This window comes from Sphingomonas sp. R647 (genome assembly GCF_020177055.1).
Lineage (GTDB): Bacteria > Pseudomonadota > Alphaproteobacteria > Sphingomonadales > Sphingomonadaceae > Sphingomonas.
The window spans coordinates 93,224-111,435 of sequence record NZ_JAIQXT010000006.1 but is presented as its reverse complement, the minus strand read 5'-3'; the positions used below and the strand labels follow the sequence as shown (position 1 = coordinate 111,435).

Here is an 18,212-nt window from a genome sequence, read left to right as displayed (position 1 = left end):
CGCGGCGGGGGCAAAGCGTGCAATCCCGGCGCGATGGAGCTGGCCACCGATCCACCGCCCGGGTTCGCCGCGGGTCTGCCCCCCGAACGGCCGCCCCAGCCGGTCTTCGCCATCGCGGGCAATCGCCTGCAATTGCTCGATACCGGCCCGCGCCGGCTCGACGCGCTGCTGGGACTGATCGCGGGCGCGCAGACCTCGCTGCGGCTACTCTATTATATCTACACCGACGATGCGGTGGGCGCGCGGGTGCGCGACGCGATGATCGCGGCGGTGGAGCGCGGGGTCGAGGTGACGTTGATCGTCGATGGCCTCGGCAGCGACCCGGCCTATGACGGCGACTTCTTTGCGCCGCTGCGCGAAGCCGGCGGGCGGGTGTGTTTCTTCGAGCCGCGGCTGGGGCGGCGCTATTTGTTGCGCAACCATCAGAAGATTGCGCTGGCCGATGGCGAGGGCGATCACGCGCGGATCATCATCGGCGGCTTCAACATCCAAGACGATTATTTCGGCGCGCCGGGCAGCGACGGGTGGCGCGACCTGGGGCTGGTGGTCGAGGGGCCGGCGGCGGCGCGGATGACCGGCTATTTCGACGCGCTATGGCGCTGGGCGAAGCGGCCGCGCGCGCCGTTGCGGGCACTGCGCCGCGCGCTCAAGCAATGGAGCGAGCCGGAGGGGGAGCTGCGCTGGCTGCTCGGCGGGCCGACGCGGCGGCTGAGCCCTTGGGCGCGCGCGGTGCGCCGGGACCTGAAGGGCGCGCGCACGATCGACATTCTTGCCGCCTATTTCTTCCCCAGCCCGGCGATGCTGCTGCGCCTCGGCCGCGCGGCGCGGCGCGGGGGGAAGGTGCGCGTGGTGGTGCCGTCGATCACTGACAACCACCTGACGCTGCACGCCGCGCGCTTTACCTATCGCGGGCTGCTCAGGCGGGGCGTGCGGGTGTTCGAATATCTGCCGACCAAGCTGCACACCAAATTGTTCGTGATCGACGACAAGGTGCAGATCGGATCGGCCAATTTCGACATGCGCAGCCTGTTCCTGAATCTGGAAGTGATGCTGCGGATCGATGACGCTGCGTTCGCTGCGCATGTCCGCACCTATGTCGATGCGGAGGTCGCGCGGTCGCTGGAAGTGACGCGGGCGCTGCATCGGGAGCGCACCGGGTTCTGGACGCGGATGATGCAGGCCGCGGTCTATTTCGTCGTCGGCGTGCTCGATTATCGCGTGACGCGGTCGCTCAATATCACGCGGGAGGATTGAGGGTCGGGAAAATCCTCCCCCTTGCGGGGGAGGATCAATCGATCACTTCACCGCGGCGAGGTCCTTCTCGACCTTGGCGAGCACTTCGGGGGTCAGCTTGTCGGCGGCATAGGTCTTGAGCTGGTTGAGGCTCATGGTCTTGAACATCTCATAGCTCTCATGCGTCGAAACGCCGGGCAGCGCGGTGTCGAACGCCGCCTTTGCCGCCGGATCGGCGACGATGTCCTGAATCGGCGTGTCGAGGTTGAACTTGGCAGCAGCGGCAGCTGGCGCGGTCGCCGGAGCCGTCTGGGCGAACGAAGCGGGGGCGAGCGGCAGGGCCGACACGGCGACGGCAAGCAACAGGGTCTTCATCGAAACATTCCCTCCCACGGCGCGCGCGAATCGCGGGCCGACGTCTTGTTATACGTGTTTTCAGCTTCGCTGAAGCGACACCGGCCCGCTCCCCCACCCGGCCACCCATTTACGATACCTTGTGGGTGGCCGGGTGGGGGAGCGGGCCGGTGCCGCGCGCCAGCCAAGAACGCCGCGAGGGGGAACGGGCTGGCGGAACCGTTGGCGCGACGCCATGTTGAGCGTGCCATGCGCGCCTTTGCCGACCTTCTCGACCGGCTGATCTACACGCGGTCGCGCAATGCGAAGCTGCGGCTGATCGGCGCGTGGCTGCGTGAGACGCCCGACCCGGATCGCGGCTGGGGGTTGGCGGCACTGACCGGCACGCTCGACCTGCCGGCGGTCAAGCCCGCGACGATCCGCGCGCTGGTGGGCGAGCGGGTCGATCCGGTGCTGTTCCAGCTGAGCCGCGATTTCGTGGGCGATACCGCCGAGACTGTGGCGCTGATCTGGCCCGAGCCCTCCGTACCGCCGCCCGAATCCGAGCCGCTGACGCTCGGCGCAGTGGTCGATCGGCTGGCCAGCCTGACGCGCTCCGATGCGCCGGCTGCGTTGGGGGCGATGCTCGACCGGCTTGCGGCCGACGAGCGCTATGCATTGCTCAAGCTCGCCACCGGGGGTCTGCGCGTCGGGGTGTCGGCGCGGCTGGCCAAGACCGCGTTTGCCGAAGCGTTCGGGGTCGAGGTCGATGCGGTGGAGGAGGTGTGGCACGGCCTGACGCCGCCCTATGCGCCGCTGTTCGACTGGGGCGAGGGGCGCGGGCCGCAGCCGACCACGACCGATGTGCCGGTGTTCCGCCCGTTCATGCTCGCGCACCCGCTGGAGGAGACGCAGGTCGACCTGAAGGACTATGCCGCCGAGTGGAAATGGGACGGCATCCGCGTCCAGATCGTCCATGTCGCGGGCGAGACGCGGCTCTACAGCCGGGCCGGGGACGACATTACCGCGAGCTTTCCCGATGTCGCTTCGGCGTTCGCGACGCCGGGCGTGCTCGATGGCGAATTGCTGGTGCGGGGCGAAGCGCAGGGCGGCGAGGCGGGGAGCTTCAATGCGCTGCAGCAGCGGCTTGGGCGCAAGGTGGTGTCGGCCAAGACGCTGGCAGAGTTTCCGGCGTTCGTGCGGCTCTACGATCTGTTGTTCGATGGGCTCGAGGATCTACGCGAGCTGCCCTGGCATGCCCGGCGCGTGCGGCTGGAGGCGTTCGCCGCGCCGCTCGACCCGGAGCGGTTTGACGTGTCGGCATTGATTGCGGCGGAGGATTTCGCGGCGCTCGAGGAACTGCGCGCGGGTGCCCGCGACGCGGCGATCGAGGGCGTGATGCTCAAGCGGCGCGACGCACCCTATGTCGCGGGGCGGCGCGTCGGGCTGTGGTATAAATGGAAGCGCGACCCGCTGAATGCCGATTGCGTGCTGATGTATGCGCAGCGTGGGAGCGGGAAGCGGTCATCCTTCTACTCCGATTTCACCTTTGGCGCATGGACCGAGGCGGGCGAGTTGCTGCCGGTGGGCAAGGCCTATTTCGGATTTACGGACGAAGAGCTGAAATGGCTCGACCGCTTTGTGCGCAACCATACCACCGCGCGGTTTGGGCCGGTGCGTGAGGTGGAAAAGACGCTGGTGCTGGAGGTCGCGTTCGATTCGATCCACGCATCGAAGCGCCACAAATCGGGCCTCGCGATGCGCTTCCCGCGGATCTCGCGGATACGGACGGATAAGCCTGCGCACGAGGCGGATACGATCGCCGGGCTGGAGCGGCTCGCTACTTAGGGACGTTCGCCTCAAGCTCGTCGAGCCACGGCCCCGCCACTCCGTCCGACGGCGCGCGCCAGTCGCCGCGCGGGGACAGCGCGCCGCCCGCCGAGACTTTCGGCCCGTTGGGGATCGCGCTGCGCTTGAACTGGCTCTGCGCGAAGAAGCGGATCAGGAATTTCTCCAGCCAGTGGCGGATCGTCGGCAGGTCATAGGCGACGCGCTGATGCGGCGGTACGCCCAGCGGCCATTCGCCCGCTTCCGCGTCGCGCCACGCATGCCACGCCAGAAACGCAATCTTCGACGGCGCGAGACCGTGGCGCACGACATAGTGCACGAAGAAATCGTTGAGCGCATACGGCCCGATCTTCGCCTCGGTGCTCTGCATCGCGCCGCTGGCGTCGGCGGGGACCAGCTCGGGCGAGATTTCCTGCGCTAAAATCGATTCCAGCACCGCATCGGTGTCGGCGTCGAACTGGTTCGTGGCGACGCACCAGCGGATCAGGAACTGGATCAGCGTCTTGGGCACGCCAGCGTTGACCGCATAATGCGACATGTGATCGCCGACGCCATAGGTGCACCAGCCCAGCGCGAGTTCGGACAGGTCGCCGGTCCCGACGACGAACCCGCCGCGCTGATTGGCAAGGCGGAAGAGATAGTCGGTGCGGAGTCCGGCCTGAACATTCTCGAACGTCACGTCATAGACCGGCTCACCATCGGCATAGGGGTGGCCCATGTCGGTCAGCATCTGGCGCGCGGCGGGACGGATATCGAGTTCTTCGGCGGTGATGCCCAGCGCCTTCATCAGCGCCCAGGCATTGGCCTTGCTCCCTTCGCCGGTGGCAAAGCCCGGCATGGTGAAGCCGAGAATGTCGCTGCGCGGCCGCCCGAGCCGGTCCATCGCCTTGGCCGCGACGATCAGCGCATGGGTCGAATCGAGCCCGCCGGAGATGCCGATGACCAGCCTGGTCAGGCCGGTGGAGGTGATCCGCTTGCGCAGCCCCTCGACCTGAATGTTGAAGGCTTCGTAGCAATCTTCGTCGAGCCGTTCCGCCCTGTCGGGAACGAACGGAAACCGGTCGATCGCGCGGTGCAGCCCGATATCGGCCATGGCGGGCTGATGGTCGAACGCGATGCGGCGGAAGCGCTGTTCGGGGTGGCCGGCGGCGGTGGCAGTGTCGTTGAACGTGCCAAAGCGCATCCGCTCCTGACGCAGCCGCGCGACGTCGATGTCGGCGGTGATCAGCTCGTCCTCAAGGTCGAAGCGGCCGGATTGCGCGAGTAGTTCGCCCAGCTCATGGATCAGGCTCTGCCCGTCCCAGGCGAGGTCGGTGGTGCTCTCGCCGGGACCGGAGGCCGAGAAGATATAGGCCGATGCCGTGCGGCTGGATTGCGCCGCGCACAGCATCGCCCGCTCACGCGCCTTGCCGATGACGATGTTGCTGGCCGACAGGTTGCACAGGATCGTCGCCCCGGCGAGCGCCCCAAAGGTTGAGGGCGGCAGCGGCCCCCAGAAATCCTCGCAGATCTCGGCATGGAACACGAAATCGGGCAGGTCGCTGGCGGCGAAGATCAGGTCGGTGCCGAACGGCGCGTCCTGCCCAGCGACGGTGATCGTGCCCGACAGGCCGATGCCAGAGGCGAACCAGCGCTTTTCATAATATTCGCGGTAGTTGGGGAAATAGCTTTTGGGGACGACGCCCAGCACCCGGCCGCGTGCGATCACCACCGCGCAATTATACAGCCGCCCGTTGCGCTCCAGCGCCGCGCCGACCAGCAGCACCGGCTTGAGCTTCGCGCTCGCCGCGATCAGATCGGTCAGCCCCTGCGCTGTCGCGCGCAGCACCGCATCCTGCAGGTGCAGATCGTCGATCGCATAGCCGGTGATGCCGAGTTCGGGGAAGACCAGCAGGTCCGCGCCCGCCGCATCGCCCTGTTTCGCCAGCGCGATATGCGACGCGGTGTTGGCGACGATATCGCCTGCGCTTGCGCTGGGGGTGCAGGCACCGACGCGCACGAACCCATGCGCGTGGATCGAGAGGAACCGCTGTTTGTCCTTCATGGATCGCTGGTAGCGCAGCCCAGCGCTCCGCGCCACTTACACCTTGGTGGCGTAGATCATCCGGCCTTCGCCGAGCATCGCGAACAGCGTGTCGAGGTCGCGCTCACCCACCGCGAAACAGCCCTGGCTGCGGCCGAGCTTGCCGTGCTTGGCGATCATGTCGGGGTTCGAATACCAGGCGCCATGGATCACGATCGCGCGGTCGAGTGCGTTATAGTTGGTCGGGTCGAGCCCGATCAGCCGCTGTGACAGCTGGTGCTTGCCGACATAATAGTTGGCGGCGAGGAACGCGCCTTCGCTGGTCGCTTCGGAATTCACTTCGTTCGAGAAGCGCTGGAGCATGCCGGTATGGTCGGGGTCTGAGCCGATGCCGTGCGACACCAGCATCTGCCGCGTCGCGCCACCCTGCAGATCGACGAAGTGGAAGCGCAGCCGCGAGGAGGGGAGCGAGAAATCGGCGATCGCGATCCGGTCCTGCTGGCGGATGCGGCTCGAATGGCGCTGGAGCGCGGCGACCGCGCGCTCGAACAGCTCCGGGCGAATGCCGCGCGGGGCGCTCGCGACGGTGCGCGGTGCGGCGGGCAGCGGCGTGGCGACCGGCGGCGGCGGGACCGGCACCGGTGCGGCGGGGAGTGCCGCCGTGGTCACGCTGCGCGCGGCGCAACCGGCGAGCAGCCCCGTGCCGGCGATCATGCCGGCGGTCTTCAGGAAAGCACGGCGCGAAGCCGCAGCGTCGATCATCTTGGTCATGCGTCCTCTGTGCCCCCACAAACTTCGCCCATCGAAGCGCGACTATAGCAAAGGTCGCGGCTGATTCGTCCTAAGGGAGTCCACAGTTCCGCGTCGGTTCGCCGCAGCGTTGAACCGCCCTGTCGAGAGCTGTCCCGAATCGAGCAATTTGGCGTTTTCGCTTTGCGGTCACGGAAATCGCATGGCACCACCTTGCTCTGGCCTGCGTTAACCATAGATAATGGGGGCGGTCGCCCGCGTAACGATGGAGTGTAGGAATGAGGTCTGCGGCAGCGCGGACGATGCGGGCGGTGGCGATCGGGCTGGCCATGGCGCTGGCGGTCCCCGCCGTGGCTCAGCAAGTACCGGTAAACGGCGCCGACGAGATCCTGCTGCGCAATGGCCAGTGGACCTGGATCGAGGACGTGGCCTATCAGGCTGCGGGCGGCGCGTCGGGGGTCACTATCCTCATCAGCATTCCGGGGCAGGTCGCCTATGTCTATCGCGACGGCGTGCTGATCGCGGCATCGACCGTATCGACCGGCAAGCCGGGCAAGACCACGCCTGCGGGTGACTTCACGATCCTGCAAAAGCGGGTGCATCACCGCTCCAACCTCTACAGCAATGCGCCGATGCCGTTCATGCAGCGGCTGACCTGGGACGGCATCGCGCTCCATGCCGGCGCGTTGCCGGGCTACCCCGCCTCGCATGGCTGCATCCGCTTTCCGCGTGAGTTCGCACGGCGGTTGTTCGGGATTACCGCGCTCGGCACGGCGGTGTCGGTGGTGAATTACGAAATCGTCGACCCGCGCGTCCGCCGCGGCGCGCCGCGCCTGCCGCCGCAGCAGATGGCGAAGCGCGCCGATCCGCCGTTCCTGCGCGCCGATCTCGCCGCGTTCCGCACGGGTGACTATGATGTGGTGACGTCGAGCAACGACGTGATCATCCCGGTATCGACCGGCGCGCAGTCGGTTTCGCCCGAAGGCGTGGTGTTCGCGCCGATGGAGCCGGTGGTGCAGAAGACGGGCCGGCGACGGCGGTGACGGATTATGCGGACTCAGCGGGTCCGGTATAATTCACCGGCGCCACGGTCCACGCAAATGGCCGCAGCGGTCCGCCGAGTGCTTCGACCAGTGCATCTTCGATCCGCCGCCGGCTCTCCGCCGCGATCGCCTTGCGGCCGGGGAAGTCATGCGGGTCGAACGGGTCGAGATACTGGATGCGCAGCGGGAAGCTGCCCTTGCGCGACAGGACGCGGCGGGCATTGTTGATCCCGCCCTCTTCGCCGACCCAGCCAATTTCTTCGCCCACTGTGCCGTAGTCGAGCAGCACCGGCTGAACCATCACGCCCGGCGGCGGCGGTTCGAGCACGCGCAACATCGGCGTCTTGAACGGCAACAGCGACTTGCCGTCGGTGGTCGTGCCCTCGGGAAACACGGTGATCGCCCAGTTTTCGGTGAGCGCGTCGCGCAGCGCGTTGATCTGTTCGGCAACGCCCATGCGGTTTTCGCGCTTCACATAGACGGTGCGGTTGAGCCCGGCGAGCCAGCCCACCACCGGCGCCGCGCCAATCTCTGCCTTGGCGACGAAGGCGGTGCCGCTCGCCCCGCCTGATGCGAGAATGTCGATCCACGACAGATGATTGGAAACGTAAAAAACATCGCGGCGCAGCGGCGTGCCGATCACCTCGACCCGGGCCCCGGCAATGCGTCCCGCGCGGCGCAGGAACCAGCGCGGCCAGGGAGACGAAAGGCGCAGCAGCCGCCACAGATAATGCATCGGCACATGAGTCAGCACCGCGAGCAGCAGCAGCCCGACCCTGCGCCAGAAGCGAAAGCTCTCCGCCGGGGTCAGCTTCGTGGGCAGCCCAAGGGCGGCGTCGCGGCGCCGCGGATCGACGCCGTCGTCCATCGCCTCAGCTCTTGCGGTCGAGCGCGACGCCGTACAGCTCCATGCGGTGATCGACCAGACGGAAGCCCAGCCGTTCGGCAATCTGCTTTTGCAGAAGTTCGAGTTCAGGATCGACGAATTCGATCACCTTGCCAGTCTCGACATCGATCAGATGGTCGTGATGCGCCTCGGGCGAGGGTTCGTAGCGCGCGCGGCCGTCGCCGAAATCGTGGCGATCGAGGATCCCCGCCTCTTCGAACAGCCGCACCGTGCGATAGACGGTTGCGATCGAGATGCCCGGATCGATCGCCGATGCACGGGCATAGACCTTCTCGACATCGGGATGGTCGTCCGCTTCGGACAGGACGCGCGCGATCACCTTGCGCTGTTCGGTAATGCGCAGGCCCTTTTCGTGGCACAGCGCTTCGAGATCGATCTTGCGGGTCATCGGGATGATGTAGCGTCAACCGCCGCGCGGGAAAAGGGGAGGAAGGGTGTTTGATGCGCCTGACGGCGCGTGCGATGCCGGCTCGCTTCCCCAGCCGGCCACCCAACGACAGTGTATTCTATGGGTGGCCGGGTGGGGGGGGTGGCCGGGTGGGGGAGCGGGCCGGCACCGCTAAACGAGAACGCAAAACGCCGGACCGGGCGATGGCCCGATCCGGCGTGATGCAATCGCGAAACTCGGTTCAGCGCTTGCGGCGCTTGGTGCCGAGGCCGATCTTCTTCGCCAGAGTGCGGCGCTGTTCGGCGTAATTCGGTGCGACCATCGGATAATCGGCGGGCAGATTCCACTTCGCGCGATAATCGTCCGGGGTCATCTGGTAATGGGTCATCAGATGACGCTTGAGCATCTTGAGCTTCTTGCCGTCTTCCAGACAGACAATGAAGTCCGGCTTGATCGACGAGCGGATCGAAACTGCCGGTTCCTGCTTCTTCACTTCCGGTTCCGGCTTCGCACTACCCAGATTGGTGAGCGCGCCATGAACGTTGGCGATGAGCACAGGAAGATCAGACACTGCCACGCTATTGTTGCTGACATGCGCCGCGACAATATCCGCGGTCAATGTAATCAGCGTCTCATGCATGTCGTTCTGAGTGTCCATTTTCGTCCTTTCACGTAACGCGGCGGCGATAAGATTTACGGGCCGTCCATGGCGCTATCACGCCACGCACAGGGATTGGCAAGTCGTTCTGTCCGATTTTTAGTAAGATTAGTCGATAGTTTTGGAAAATGTGTGTGCGTCGAACACCTTGCCGTCATGTCCTCGATAGTAATCGCGACGTTCACCAATCTTGCTGAAGCCGGCGGAACGATAAAGTTGAACGGCATCGTTGTTCGCGCGCACTTCCAGATGCAGCATTTCGGCGCCGCGATCGCGCGCATCGGCGATCACCGACCGCAGCAACGCGCCACCAATTCCACGCCGTCGCATGGTCGGGAGGATCGCGAGCAGCAACAACTCGCCTTCATTCAGAACCGTGCGCGCGAGTGCAAAGCCGACCGGGCGCCCGTCAATGCACGCCAGCGTGAACCACACGCCGGGCAGCGCCAGCATCCCCATGCACTGGCTGGGCGTCCATGCCTCGCCAAAGCGGGGATCGAACGCCTCGGCCATGATCGCGTTCACCGCGCGCAGATCGGCCGGCTGTCCGTGAACGATCTCGATCGGCCAGGGCGCGGTGCTCATGCCGCGATCGGTTTGGCGTCCGGCGCGCGGCCATAGATCGGCCGCGGCGGCAGCGCGGTAAGGGCGGCAGGAAGCAGTCGCGTGTCGGCGGCCCGTGGCAGCGCCTCACGCAGATCGAGGCTGTCGTCCAATGCTGCCAGGTGGCGAACGCCGTTGCCGATCGCGACCCGCCCGCCAAGCTGCGCCAATGCCGCATCGGGCGTGAGCGACGCAAAGGGCGCAAGCTGCGCGAACTGGCGGTCATAGGCGGCCATGAACACCTCACCATGCCCGCCTTCAAGTACCACTGCCAGCGCGTCGATACCCGGATTGACCGCGAAGGCCCCGGCGGCGACGACCGGGAGTGAGGAAAAGCCGTGTACCGGCACGCCCCAGCCAAATCCCAGCCCGCGCGCGGCGGCGATCCCGACCCGGATGCCGGTAAAGCTGCCCGGGCCGCAATCGACCAGAATCGCGTCGGCGCGCCCGCCATCGGGCAACTCCGCGATCATGGGCACGAGCCGTTCGGCATGACCGCGCCCGACTTCGACATGGCTTTCGGCGATCAGCGCGCCGCCCTCGATCAATGCGATCGAGCAGGCGGCGGTGGCAGTCTCGATGACGAGAAGTCTAGCCAATCTTGTTGAACTTCCCGAAGTCCGGACGCGGCGAGCGGCCGAAGATGGTTGCGGGATCGCCCTTGCCCAGCGTCGAAATGAAGTTGACGCGCACCGAAGGCTGATCGGCGAAGAACGCCGCCTCGACCTTGCCCGCGTCGAAGCCCGACATCGGCCCGGTGTCCCAACCCAATGCGCGCGCGGCCATGATCAAATAGCCACCCTGCAGCGTGCCGTTGCGGAATGCGCTGTCGCGGCGCTTTTCCTGCGCCCCTTCGAACCAGCTCTTGGCATCGGTGTGCGGGAACAGCCAGGGCAGTTCCTCATGGAAATCGAGGTCCATGCCGATCACCACCGCAGCGGGTGCCGCGCGGATCTTGTCGGGGTTGGTGCCGGTCGCGCACTGGGCGAGCTTGTCCTTCGCCTCCTGGCTTAGGCACCACACGAAGCGCGCCGGCTGCTGGTTGGCCGACGTCGGCCCCATCTTCAGCAGATCATAGATCGCCTCGATATCGGCCTGCGTGACTTCGCTGGGCAGATAGCCGTTAAAGGTGCGCGCGGTGCGGAACAGCGTGTCGAGCGCTGCGTCGTTGATCGGATTGCCCATCAGACGGCCCGCACTTCGGTGACTTCGGGGACATAATGTTTGAGCAACTGTTCGATCCCGTTCTTGAGCGTCGCGGATGAAGAGGGGCAGCCGGCGCACGCGCCCTGCATCTGAAGGTACACCTTCCCCTTGTCGAAACCGCGATAAACGATGTCGCCGCCGTCATTGGCGACGGCCGGGCGCACGCGCGTTTCGATCAGCTCCTTGATCTGCGCGACGATGTCGGCGTCTTCGGGATCATCGGCGAAGTCGGACTCGGGCGGCGGCACGCTGAACCCGGCGCTGCCCTGACGGAACAGCGGCATGTCGGCGCTGAAATGGTCGAGCAGGATGCCGAGCACATCGGGCTTCAGATTGGGCCAGTCGACGCCGGGTGCGGCGGTGACCGAAATGAAGTCGCGCCCAAAGAACACGCCGGTAACATCGCCCAGCCGGAACAGGGCATCGGCCAGTGGCGACGCCTCTGCTTCTTCGGGGGTGGCGAAATCGCGCGTGCCGCTGTCCATCACGGTGCGGCCGGGCAGGAATTTGAGTGTCGCCGGGTTGGGCGTCAGTTCGGTTTCGATCAGCATGATGCCCATTTGGGGGCAAGGCCTCATCGCATCAAGCAAGGAAAGCGAAACCGTCGGTTGCGCGGGCTTTTGCGGTCGGGTTCAGCGTCGCTGAATCGGCACCAGCCTGCTCCCCCACCCGGCCGCCCACTTCAGGGTATCTTTGATGGGTGGCCGGGTGGGGGAGCGGGCTGGTGCCGTCTACTGCAAGCGACTCTAGCGAGATGCTTTCCTTTTCTGCGCGGGGAGAGTAAGGCACCGCGACTTTTCCGATCCGTACCAAGAGGTTTGTTTGGCCAAGGAAGAACTGCTTGAAATGCGCGGCCGCGTTGTGGAGCTCCTCCCCAACGCGATGTTCCGTGTGAAGCTTGAGAATGATCACGAGATTCTCGGCCATACCGCCGGCAAGATGCGCAAGAACCGCATCCGCGTGCTGGTGGGCGACGAGGTGCTCGTCGAACTGACGCCCTATGACCTGACCAAGGGCCGCATCACCTATCGCTTCAAATAAGGCCGGGCCTGTGCGGCTCGTGCTCGCCTCCACCTCGCCGCGCCGCCGCGATTTGCTGGCACGGATCGGCATTGTGCCGGACCGCGTGGCGGCTCCCGATATCGATGAGACCCCGCTCAAGGCCGAGCTGCCGCGCGTTTATGCGCTGCGGCTGGCCGAGGCGAAGGCGCGCGCCGTGGCGCGGGCCGAGGATGAGATCGTGCTGGCGGGCGACACCACCATTGCGCTCGGCCGCCGCATCCTGCCGCCTGCCGAAACCGAAGCGGTGCAGCGCGAATTGCTGACCGCATTGTCGGGGCGGCGGCACCATTGCCTGTCGGCGGTATGCCTGATCGGCCTCGACGGCCGCGCCCGCGTGCGCCTGTCCGACACGGTGGTCGCGTTCAAGCGGCTGAGCGATGCCGAGATCGATCGCTACATCGCGTGCGGCGAGGGGCTGGGCAAGGCAGGCGGCTATGCCATCCAGGGCCGTGCCGAGGCGTTTGTCCGCTTCATCTCCGGCACCTATTCGGGCGTGGTTGGATTGCCGCTCTACGATACGCGCGCGCTGCTGGAGTCGGCAGGCTACCCGCTTGGCTGAGTGGCTGTACGAAGCCGGGATCGGTGAGAACCGCGCCGCTTTGGTCGCGCGCGGGACGATCCGCAAGGCGCGGATCGAACTGCCGGGGCTTCGCGCCGACACCATCGCCATCGCCAAGCTGATCGACCGCAGCACCGGCAAGGTGATGCTGCCCGATGGCGGTGAGGCGCTGTGCGACCCCGTGCCCAAGGGGGTCACGCAGGGCGCATCCTTCCCCGTCCGGATCGTCCGCGAATCGGTCGCCGAGCGCGGGCGGATCAAGCTGCCCAAGGCGGTGCCCGCACCCGATGCCGCGCTTGTCGCTGGCGCTGATCTGCTCGCGCAGATCACGGCGAGCGGCTTGCCCGTCCGCCACTGCCTGTCCCACGAACCCGATTCGTTTGAGGAAGCGGGCTGGTCCGAAGTACTGGAGGAAGCGCGTACCGGCGAGATTCGCTTTGCCAGCGGCGCGCTGTTGCTGTCGCTGACCCCGGCGATGAACCTGTTCGATGTCGATGGCGGGCCGCCGCTGGGGCCGCTGTCGATCGATGCCGCGCATGCCGTCGCTGCGGCGATGGAGCGGCTCGACATTGCCGGGTCGGTCGGGGTCGATTTCCCGACGCTGGCCAACAAGAACGAACGCAATGCGGTGGGGGAGGCGATCGACGCGGCACTGCCCCAGCCGTTCGAACGCACCGCGATGAACGGTTTCGGCTTTATCCAGATCGTGCGGCGCAAGACGCGCATGTCGCTGCCCGAGCTGATCGCCGCCGACCCGGTGGGCGCGGCGCTGCGGGCCGAGCTGCGCCGGCTCGAGCGCCTACCGCCGCCCGCGCCCGACACCTATATACTGCCCGCGCCGCTGCTGCGCCGCATCGAACGTGAGCCCGACTGGATCGCGCAGCTCCACCGCCGCACCGGCGGCCGAACCCGTTTTGTGGAAGCATCATGAAGACCGACTGCCCGATCTGCGGCAACCGCCCTGTCCCTGAGTTCAAGCCTTTTTGCAGCCGTGGCTGCAAGGATCGCGACCTGCTGCAATGGCTGGGCGAGGGCTATCGCATCCCCGGTCGCGCAGTTGATCCGGAAGAATTGCAAAGCGGGCTGGACAGCGGCCAACCCCGCGATTAAGAGCGCGCCTTCATCCCGTGCCCGGATAGCTCAGTTGGTAGAGCATGCGACTGAAAATCGCAGTGTCGGCGGTTCGAATCCGTCTCCGGGCACCACTTTCCTTCCCTTGAAGATTGAGACCGTCCGCAACCGCGCGCGAGCGGCGTGCGGTCATTTCCGTTTGCGGCCCTTTGCTGCGCGGGCGCGCCGGATCTGCGCGGCGCCGGTGTTTGCCGCATCCTCAGTGTCGAGCTTGCGCCACCGTTCGACGCGTTCGGGTGCCAGCGTGCCGTCCGCGATGGCGGCGCGGATCGCGCAACCGGGTTCGTCGGCATGGGCGCAGTCGCTGAACTTGCACGTGCGCGTGATCGCGACGACGTCATCGAAGACCTCGGCCACGCCGGCGGCGACTTCCGACATCTGAAGCTCGCGCATTCCCGGAGTATCGACGAGCCATCCGCCCGGCTCCGTGCCACGGCGCAGGCGGTGCATCTGGCGGACCGTGGTGGTGTGCATGCCTTTGCCGTCGCTTTCGCGGACGGGCTGCGTGGCGATGCTGTCGGACCCCGTCATCGTGTTGACCAGCGTCGACTTGCCGACGCCCGAGGAACCGACCAGCGCTACCGTTTCCCCGGGACCGCAATACGCGGAAAGGTGGGCGGCACTGTCGCGGTCGCGGCCATTGATCAGCTCGACCTGGAGTGTCGGCTGGAGCGAGCGGGCGGCTTCGACGAAGTCGGATGCCGAGGGTGCCAGATCGGCTTTGGTAAGCACGATGACCGGGCGCACCCCGACATCGCGCGCGAGGACGAGGTAGCGTTCGATGCGCGCGAGGTTGAAATCCTGGTCGCACGAACTGACGATGAACAGCGTGTCGACATTGGCCGCGATCAGCTGGACCCTGCGCTCGTCACCGGGGGAGGGGCGCTTGAACAGGCTTGCGCGGTCGAGGATGCGCATGATCGTGCGACCCACCCGATCGATCAGCAGCCAGTCGCCGACCGTTGGCCGGTCCTCCGGGCCGCCGGGTACGGGCAAGTTCGACGCGATCGTCTCGTCAACGCCCTCGCCCAGAATGGTCACGGTCCCGCGATGAACGGACATGACGCGAACCGGCTGACAGTAGAATGCGTCGTCCGGCGATAGCTGCGCGCTGAAAAACGGCCTCCAGCCAAGCTGGAACAGGAAGGACTCTGGGGCTTCCATCCGCTCAGTCGCCGTTGGCGTCGACCATGAAGGTCAACGTCTTGCCGCGCGATCCGGGATCCCAGCCCGCCGCCAATGCCGCCCGCACCCCGCGCGCTGCGACCGCGTCGTTGATGTGCGAGCGCCCCTTTGGCAGGCCCCGCAACAGGCGCTTGGGTGTGGGAAATTCGAGCACGGCCTCACGCGGCAGGTCGTGCTGGCGCAATGACACGGTCATCCCCTTCCAGCCATCGCCCGATGACAGCTGGGGCTCGCTTAGAAGTTCCCAGTCATAGTTGAATCCGTCGATCTCGACAGTGCCGCTCGGGCCGCGTGTGCGAAGCATGCCCCGCCCCTAGCATAGCCATGGCGCAACTTCACCGCCTCACTGGTGGCGCAGGGTCTTGTCGAATCCCTCATTCGCCTTGGTCATCTTGGCAAGCTTCCTCAAATAGGTCCGGACATGCCGTTCGAACCGGACGTCATCATACAGGCCCGTCGCCTGATAGGCGTCCCGACCGATCAGCTCCTTGATGCGCCCGGCGAACGCCGCCTGATCGTCGGTCCATGCCGCGTCATTCAGCGCGCGGCACGCCCATTCCTCGGCAGCGGCCTGATCATAGTCATCGCGATAGTCATAGCCGCGCCGATCCGCCGCCGCCTGATCCAGCCGCGCTGCCGCGATCCGCCGGTCGAGCCAGATGCGGACCAGGGCCGCGTCCCATGGCTTTGCTGGGGTCGTCATTGCATTGTCCTGTTCGTTTCGCGGCGACTTCATGGTAGCGGCATCGCCCTATGGCCCGCAGGCGCGCAAAAAACGATCCCTATGATCATCTTCCTCAGGAGGACGAGGCACCGCCGCCACCGGTGCTGTGCTGGCTGTGCGGGCGACCGACCGGCAAGACGATCGTGTGGCACCATCCCGTGCCCAAGAGCCGTGGCGGCCGCGATGTCGTGCCGATGCATTCGATCTGCCAGCAGACCGTGATCGCCAACTTCACCAATTCCGAGTTGCAACGCCATGGAATGGAAGTCGCCGGCTTGCTCGATAACCCCAATGTGCGCAAGTTCGTGGATTGGGTGGCGAACAAGGATCCGGACTTCACCGCGACCATTACCAAAAAGCAGCGGTGAGGTTTTTGAGTTCGTTTCAGCAAGGCTGAAACGGTTGCGGCACCAGCCCGCTCCCCCACCCGGCCACCCATATGATACTGCCGTTGGGTGGCCGGGTGGGGGAGCGGGCTGGTGCCGCGATTCAGCGCAGCTGAATTACACTCAAACCGGCAGCGCGGTGGTCGACTTGATCTCCGACAGCGCGACGGTCGAGTTGATTTCCTGAACGCCCGGCAGGCGTGAGAGCTTTTCGAAGAAGAATTGCTCATACGCCTCGATATCCGCCGCGACCACGCGCAGCATGAAATCGACCGTGCCCATCAGGACATAGCATTCGAGCACTTCGGGCATTTCGTGGATCGCGGCGGCAAATTCGTCGAGATTGGCGCGGCCGTGGGCGTTGAGTTTGACCAGCGCGAACACCTGCGCGCGCAGCCCGATCTTGCGCCGGTCGAGCAACGCGACGCGGCGCTTGATATAGCCTTCGCGCTCCAGCCGGTCGATCCGCCGCCAGCAGGGTGAGGCTGACAGGCCGACCGCCTCGGCCACCGCGGCGGTCGAGAGCGAGGCATCGTCCTGCAGCACGCGGAGGATGCGGCGATCGTGCGAGTCGAGCGGTTCCGGCATGAATTGACCTCAATTGCAGCGATATGCGGTCAGAGTTTAGCCGAATATCGCGATATGGCGAACTAATAGGTCAGAAATTGCCAGTGTCAGCCGTTACTATCGCAGCCTTGCGATCAAGGTGACCCTGCATGTTCGATTCCCCCGCTCCCGTCCCGCCCGAAGAGGTGCTGTGCCTCGACGACCCGCAATCGGGGCTGTCGGGGGTGATCGCCATCCATTCGACCGCGCTCGGCCCGGCAGCGGGCGGGTGTCGCTTCCACCGCTACGCCAGCGACGCCGACGCCGTGGCGGATGCGCTGCGGCTGGCGGAGGGGATGAGTTACAAGAACGCATTGGCCGGGCTTCCGCTGGGCGGCGGCAAGGCGGTGATCCGGATGCCCGATGCGCCGTTCGACCGCGCCGCGCTGTTCCGCGCGTTCGGGCGCGGGGTCGCATCGCTGGGCGGGCGCTATGTCACCGCCGAGGATGTCGGGACCAGCGTCGCCGATATGCAATGCGTTGCCGACAGCACGCGCCACGTCGCCGGCCTGCCCGCAGCGCCCGGTGCGCCGGGCGGCGATCCCTCGCCCTGGACCGCGCTCGGCGTGCTGCGGTCGATGGAGGTGGCGGTGGAGCGGCATCTCGGCGCGTCGCTCGCCGATGTGACGGTTGCAGTGCAGGGCCTTGGCCATGTCGGCTTTGCGCTGTGTGAATTGCTGCATGAAGCCGGAGCGCGGCTGTTCGTCGCGGAGCCGCGGATCGAGGTTGCGGCGGAGGCGGCGCAGCGCTTCGGTGCGCGCGTGATGGAGTCGGACGAACTGCTCGAAGCCCGCGCAGAAGTGTTTGCCCCCTGCGCGCTCGGCGGCGTGATCGATGCGGCATCGGTGCGGCGGCTCGGCGCGTCGGTGGTGTGTGGCGCGGCGAACAACCAGCTGGCGACCCCGGCGGAGGGCGATGCGCTGCTCGCACGCGGCATCCTCTATGCGCCCGATTATGTCGTGAATGCGGGCGGCATCATCAACGTCGCCGCCGAGCATCTCGGCTGGAGCGTGGACGAGGCGTGCGCGCGGGTCGAGGCGACCGGGACGCGGCTGGCGGCGGTGCTCGACCATGCGGCGGCGGAGCGGATCGCGCCGCATCGCGCCGCCGACCGGCTGGCGCGCGCGGCGATCGCCCGTGCGCACCGCCAGCCTGTTCTCGCCGCCTGACATGGAGGCGAGTTCGGTGACCGGCACCGCGACCTTCGTCGTGACCGCCGCGCGCTGCCCGCAATTGTTGTGCCGCCTGCTCGGCCTGTTCGCGCAGCAGGATCGGGTGGTCGAGGCGCTGTCGGTCGAGGCGCGCCCGCGCGGCTATCGCGCCGCGATCACGATTGCCGGGATCGACGCGCAACGCGCCGAAATCATCGAACACAAGATGCGCGCGATCGTCAGCGTGCGCACCGTGCGGCTGCGCTTCGGCTGACTCGCGCAATCCTCCCCCGCCAGGGGGAGGTGGCACGCGCAGCGTGACGGAGGGGGAGGGCGGCTATGCCCTCAAGCCTCTTGCGCTAACCTTTCCGCCCCCTCCGTCGCCTTCGGCGCCACCTCCCCCTGGCGGGGGAGAA

The 18,212-nt window shown here is 66.5% G+C and carries 25 protein-coding genes and 1 tRNA gene; 11 read left to right on the top strand and 15 right to left on the bottom strand.

Features of this window, described 5'->3' with window-relative positions; all coding sequences use genetic code 11:
- Nucleotides 1-33: 33 nt before the first annotated feature.
- The gene (locus K9B35_RS16090) at nt 34-1,254 is read left to right on the top strand and encodes a phospholipase D-like domain-containing protein (RefSeq protein WP_224923004.1); all 1,221 of its coding nucleotides are present in this window, start codon (nt 34-36) and stop codon (nt 1,252-1,254) included.
- A gap of 42 nt (nt 1,255-1,296) precedes the next feature.
- Here the strand turns inward: K9B35_RS16090 and K9B35_RS16085 are convergent, their stop codons facing one another.
- Nucleotides 1,297-1,608, bottom strand: coding sequence for a hypothetical protein (locus K9B35_RS16085; RefSeq protein ID WP_224923003.1), 312 nt, complete (start codon nt 1,606-1,608; stop codon nt 1,297-1,299).
- A 228-nt stretch (nt 1,609-1,836) separates the two neighbouring features.
- Between K9B35_RS16085 and K9B35_RS16080 the strand changes: the two genes are divergently transcribed.
- Nucleotides 1,837-3,414 (top strand): cisplatin damage response ATP-dependent DNA ligase, encoded by a 1,578-nt coding sequence (locus K9B35_RS16080; RefSeq protein WP_224923002.1) that lies wholly within the window; start codon nt 1,837-1,839, stop codon nt 3,412-3,414.
- Here the strand turns inward: K9B35_RS16080 and K9B35_RS16075 are convergent.
- The gene (locus tag K9B35_RS16075; protein WP_224923001.1) at nt 3,407-5,458 is read right to left on the bottom strand and encodes an NAD(+) synthase; all 2,052 of its coding nucleotides are present in this window, start codon (nt 5,456-5,458) and stop codon (nt 3,407-3,409) included. The two genes, K9B35_RS16080 and K9B35_RS16075, sit on opposite strands and share 8 nt — an antisense overlap.
- A 36-nt stretch (nt 5,459-5,494) precedes the next feature.
- On the bottom strand, nt 5,495-6,208 hold the full coding sequence (locus K9B35_RS16070) for a murein L,D-transpeptidase catalytic domain family protein (RefSeq protein ID WP_224923000.1): 714 nt from the start codon (nt 6,206-6,208) through the stop codon (nt 5,495-5,497).
- A 257-nt stretch (nt 6,209-6,465) separates the two neighbouring features.
- Here K9B35_RS16070 and K9B35_RS16065 point away from each other — a divergent pair, with 257 nt between their 5' ends.
- Complete coding sequence (locus K9B35_RS16065) at nt 6,466-7,230, top strand: L,D-transpeptidase family protein (protein ID WP_412103477.1); 765 nt, start codon at nt 6,466-6,468, stop codon at nt 7,228-7,230.
- A 4-nt stretch (nt 7,231-7,234) separates the two neighbouring features.
- Here K9B35_RS16065 and K9B35_RS16060 read toward each other — a convergent pair whose 3' ends face one another.
- The 8 genes from K9B35_RS16060 to K9B35_RS16025 all read right to left on the bottom strand — a co-directional run bounded on the left by K9B35_RS16060 (nt 7,235) and on the right by K9B35_RS16025 (nt 11,919).
- Complete coding sequence (locus tag K9B35_RS16060) at nt 7,235-8,098, bottom strand: lysophospholipid acyltransferase family protein (protein WP_224922999.1); 864 nt, start codon at nt 8,096-8,098, stop codon at nt 7,235-7,237.
- Between the two features lie 4 nt (nt 8,099-8,102).
- Entirely contained in the window at nt 8,103-8,525 is a 423-nt protein-coding gene (locus K9B35_RS16055) for a Fur family transcriptional regulator (protein WP_224922998.1), read from the bottom strand.
- 241 nt (nt 8,526-8,766) lie between these two features.
- Complete coding sequence (locus K9B35_RS16050; protein WP_224922997.1) at nt 8,767-9,183, bottom strand: MucR family transcriptional regulator; 417 nt, start codon at nt 9,181-9,183, stop codon at nt 8,767-8,769.
- Nucleotides 9,184-9,291: 108 nt separating this feature from the next.
- Nucleotides 9,292-9,768 carry a ribosomal protein S18-alanine N-acetyltransferase gene (gene rimI / locus K9B35_RS16045; RefSeq protein ID WP_224922996.1) on the bottom strand — a complete coding sequence of 159 codons (477 nt, stop codon included), beginning with the start codon at nt 9,766-9,768 and terminating at the stop codon, nt 9,292-9,294.
- Complete coding sequence (gene tsaB / locus K9B35_RS16040) at nt 9,765-10,385, bottom strand: tRNA (adenosine(37)-N6)-threonylcarbamoyltransferase complex dimerization subunit type 1 TsaB (RefSeq protein WP_224922995.1); 621 nt, start codon at nt 10,383-10,385, stop codon at nt 9,765-9,767. Before tsaB ends, rimI begins: the two co-directional genes overlap by 4 nt.
- Nucleotides 10,378-10,971 carry a malonic semialdehyde reductase gene (locus K9B35_RS16035; protein WP_224922994.1) on the bottom strand — a complete coding sequence of 198 codons (594 nt, stop codon included), beginning with the start codon at nt 10,969-10,971 and terminating at the stop codon, nt 10,378-10,380. The genes tsaB and K9B35_RS16035 overlap by 8 nt, the downstream gene beginning before the upstream one ends.
- On the bottom strand, nt 10,971-11,543 hold the full coding sequence (locus K9B35_RS16030; RefSeq protein WP_224922993.1) for a NifU family protein: 573 nt from the start codon (nt 11,541-11,543) through the stop codon (nt 10,971-10,973). Before K9B35_RS16030 ends, K9B35_RS16035 begins: the two co-directional genes overlap by 1 nt.
- Before the next feature lie 31 nt (nt 11,544-11,574).
- Nucleotides 11,575-11,919, bottom strand: coding sequence for a hypothetical protein (locus tag K9B35_RS16025; protein ID WP_224923228.1), 345 nt, complete (start codon nt 11,917-11,919; stop codon nt 11,575-11,577).
- On the opposite strand from K9B35_RS16025, the gene infA reads away from it, so the two are divergent.
- The 5 genes from infA (at nt 11,815) to K9B35_RS16000 (ending at nt 13,818) form a co-directional block, all read left to right on the top strand.
- Nucleotides 11,815-12,033, top strand: coding sequence for a translation initiation factor IF-1 (gene infA, locus K9B35_RS16020; protein WP_033923152.1), 219 nt, complete (start codon nt 11,815-11,817; stop codon nt 12,031-12,033). The genes K9B35_RS16025 and infA overlap by 105 nt on opposite strands.
- 10 nt (nt 12,034-12,043) lie before the next feature.
- Nucleotides 12,044-12,613: a Maf family protein gene (locus K9B35_RS16015; protein ID WP_224922992.1), complete on the top strand. Its 570-nt coding sequence runs from the start codon at nt 12,044-12,046 to the stop codon at nt 12,611-12,613.
- On the top strand, nt 12,606-13,544 hold the full coding sequence (locus tag K9B35_RS16010) for a ribonuclease (protein WP_224922991.1): 939 nt from the start codon (nt 12,606-12,608) through the stop codon (nt 13,542-13,544). The genes K9B35_RS16015 and K9B35_RS16010 overlap by 8 nt, the downstream gene beginning before the upstream one ends.
- On the top strand, nt 13,541-13,723 hold the full coding sequence (locus tag K9B35_RS16005; protein WP_224922990.1) for a DNA gyrase inhibitor YacG: 183 nt from the start codon (nt 13,541-13,543) through the stop codon (nt 13,721-13,723). Before K9B35_RS16010 ends, K9B35_RS16005 begins: the two co-directional genes overlap by 4 nt.
- Before the next feature lie 19 nt (nt 13,724-13,742).
- Nucleotides 13,743-13,818, top strand: a tRNA-Phe gene (locus K9B35_RS16000).
- A gap of 55 nt (nt 13,819-13,873) precedes the next feature.
- On the opposite strand, the gene rsgA is transcribed toward K9B35_RS16000, so the two are convergent.
- From rsgA to K9B35_RS15985, 3 genes are read right to left on the bottom strand one after another with little or no spacing between them, the layout of a single operon-like run.
- Nucleotides 13,874-14,908 carry a ribosome small subunit-dependent GTPase A gene (rsgA, locus tag K9B35_RS15995; RefSeq protein WP_224922989.1) on the bottom strand — a complete coding sequence of 345 codons (1,035 nt, stop codon included), beginning with the start codon at nt 14,906-14,908 and terminating at the stop codon, nt 13,874-13,876.
- Between the two features lie 4 nt (nt 14,909-14,912).
- Complete coding sequence (locus tag K9B35_RS15990) at nt 14,913-15,233, bottom strand: hypothetical protein (protein ID WP_224922988.1); 321 nt, start codon at nt 15,231-15,233, stop codon at nt 14,913-14,915.
- A 39-nt stretch (nt 15,234-15,272) separates the two neighbouring features.
- Nucleotides 15,273-15,632: a hypothetical protein gene (locus K9B35_RS15985; protein WP_224922987.1), complete on the bottom strand. Its 360-nt coding sequence runs from the start codon at nt 15,630-15,632 to the stop codon at nt 15,273-15,275.
- Nucleotides 15,633-15,682: 50 nt separating this feature from the next.
- On the opposite strand from K9B35_RS15985, the gene K9B35_RS15980 reads away from it, so the two are divergent.
- On the top strand, nt 15,683-16,021 hold the full coding sequence (locus K9B35_RS15980) for a hypothetical protein (protein WP_224922986.1): 339 nt from the start codon (nt 15,683-15,685) through the stop codon (nt 16,019-16,021).
- Between the two features lie 141 nt (nt 16,022-16,162).
- On the opposite strand, the gene K9B35_RS15975 is transcribed toward K9B35_RS15980, so the two are convergent.
- Nucleotides 16,163-16,627, bottom strand: coding sequence for an Lrp/AsnC family transcriptional regulator (locus tag K9B35_RS15975; protein WP_224922985.1), 465 nt, complete (start codon nt 16,625-16,627; stop codon nt 16,163-16,165).
- Nucleotides 16,628-16,755: 128 nt separating this feature from the next.
- Here K9B35_RS15975 and K9B35_RS15970 point away from each other — a divergent pair, with 128 nt between their 5' ends.
- Nucleotides 16,756-17,814, top strand: coding sequence for a Glu/Leu/Phe/Val family dehydrogenase (locus tag K9B35_RS15970; protein WP_224922984.1), 1,059 nt, complete (start codon nt 16,756-16,758; stop codon nt 17,812-17,814).
- The gene (locus tag K9B35_RS15965; RefSeq protein ID WP_224922983.1) at nt 17,783-18,070 is read left to right on the top strand and encodes a hypothetical protein; all 288 of its coding nucleotides are present in this window, start codon (nt 17,783-17,785) and stop codon (nt 18,068-18,070) included. The genes K9B35_RS15970 and K9B35_RS15965 overlap by 32 nt, the downstream gene beginning before the upstream one ends.
- Nucleotides 18,071-18,212: the final 142 nt, after the last annotated feature.

Bases quoted from the DNA above. Each gene is read 5' to 3' on its own strand.
- K9B35_RS16090 (WP_224923004.1), top strand. From the start codon at position 34: ATGGAGCTGGCCACCGATCCACCGCCCGGGTTCGCCGCGGGTCTGCCC.
- K9B35_RS16085 (WP_224923003.1), bottom strand. From the start codon at position 1,608: ATGAAGACCCTGTTGCTTGCCGTCGCCGTGTCGGCCCTGCCGCTCGCC.
- K9B35_RS16080 (WP_224923002.1), top strand. From the start codon at position 1,837: ATGCGCGCCTTTGCCGACCTTCTCGACCGGCTGATCTACACGCGGTCG.
- K9B35_RS16075 (WP_224923001.1), bottom strand. From the start codon at position 5,458: ATGAAGGACAAACAGCGGTTCCTCTCGATCCACGCGCATGGGTTCGTG.
- K9B35_RS16070 (WP_224923000.1), bottom strand. From the start codon at position 6,208: ATGACCAAGATGATCGACGCTGCGGCTTCGCGCCGTGCTTTCCTGAAG.
- K9B35_RS16065 (WP_412103477.1), top strand. From the start codon at position 6,466: ATGAGGTCTGCGGCAGCGCGGACGATGCGGGCGGTGGCGATCGGGCTG.
- K9B35_RS16060 (WP_224922999.1), bottom strand. From the start codon at position 8,098: ATGGACGACGGCGTCGATCCGCGGCGCCGCGACGCCGCCCTTGGGCTG.
- K9B35_RS16055 (WP_224922998.1), bottom strand. From the start codon at position 8,525: ATGACCCGCAAGATCGATCTCGAAGCGCTGTGCCACGAAAAGGGCCTG.
- K9B35_RS16050 (WP_224922997.1), bottom strand. From the start codon at position 9,183: ATGGACACTCAGAACGACATGCATGAGACGCTGATTACATTGACCGCG.
- rimI (WP_224922996.1), bottom strand. From the start codon at position 9,768: ATGAGCACCGCGCCCTGGCCGATCGAGATCGTTCACGGACAGCCGGCC.
- K9B35_RS16035 (WP_224922994.1), bottom strand. From the start codon at position 10,971: ATGGGCAATCCGATCAACGACGCAGCGCTCGACACGCTGTTCCGCACC.
- K9B35_RS16030 (WP_224922993.1), bottom strand. From the start codon at position 11,543: ATGCTGATCGAAACCGAACTGACGCCCAACCCGGCGACACTCAAATTC.
- K9B35_RS16025 (WP_224923228.1), bottom strand. From the start codon at position 11,919: ATGGCCGAGAATCTCGTGATCATTCTCAAGCTTCACACGGAACATCGC.
- K9B35_RS16005 (WP_224922990.1), top strand. From the start codon at position 13,541: ATGAAGACCGACTGCCCGATCTGCGGCAACCGCCCTGTCCCTGAGTTC.
- rsgA (WP_224922989.1), bottom strand. From the start codon at position 14,908: ATGGAAGCCCCAGAGTCCTTCCTGTTCCAGCTTGGCTGGAGGCCGTTT.
- K9B35_RS15990 (WP_224922988.1), bottom strand. From the start codon at position 15,233: ATGCTTCGCACACGCGGCCCGAGCGGCACTGTCGAGATCGACGGATTC.
- K9B35_RS15985 (WP_224922987.1), bottom strand. From the start codon at position 15,632: ATGACGACCCCAGCAAAGCCATGGGACGCGGCCCTGGTCCGCATCTGG.
- K9B35_RS15980 (WP_224922986.1), top strand. From the start codon at position 15,683: ATGGCCCGCAGGCGCGCAAAAAACGATCCCTATGATCATCTTCCTCAG.
- K9B35_RS15975 (WP_224922985.1), bottom strand. From the start codon at position 16,627: ATGCCGGAACCGCTCGACTCGCACGATCGCCGCATCCTCCGCGTGCTG.
- K9B35_RS15970 (WP_224922984.1), top strand. From the start codon at position 16,756: ATGTTCGATTCCCCCGCTCCCGTCCCGCCCGAAGAGGTGCTGTGCCTC.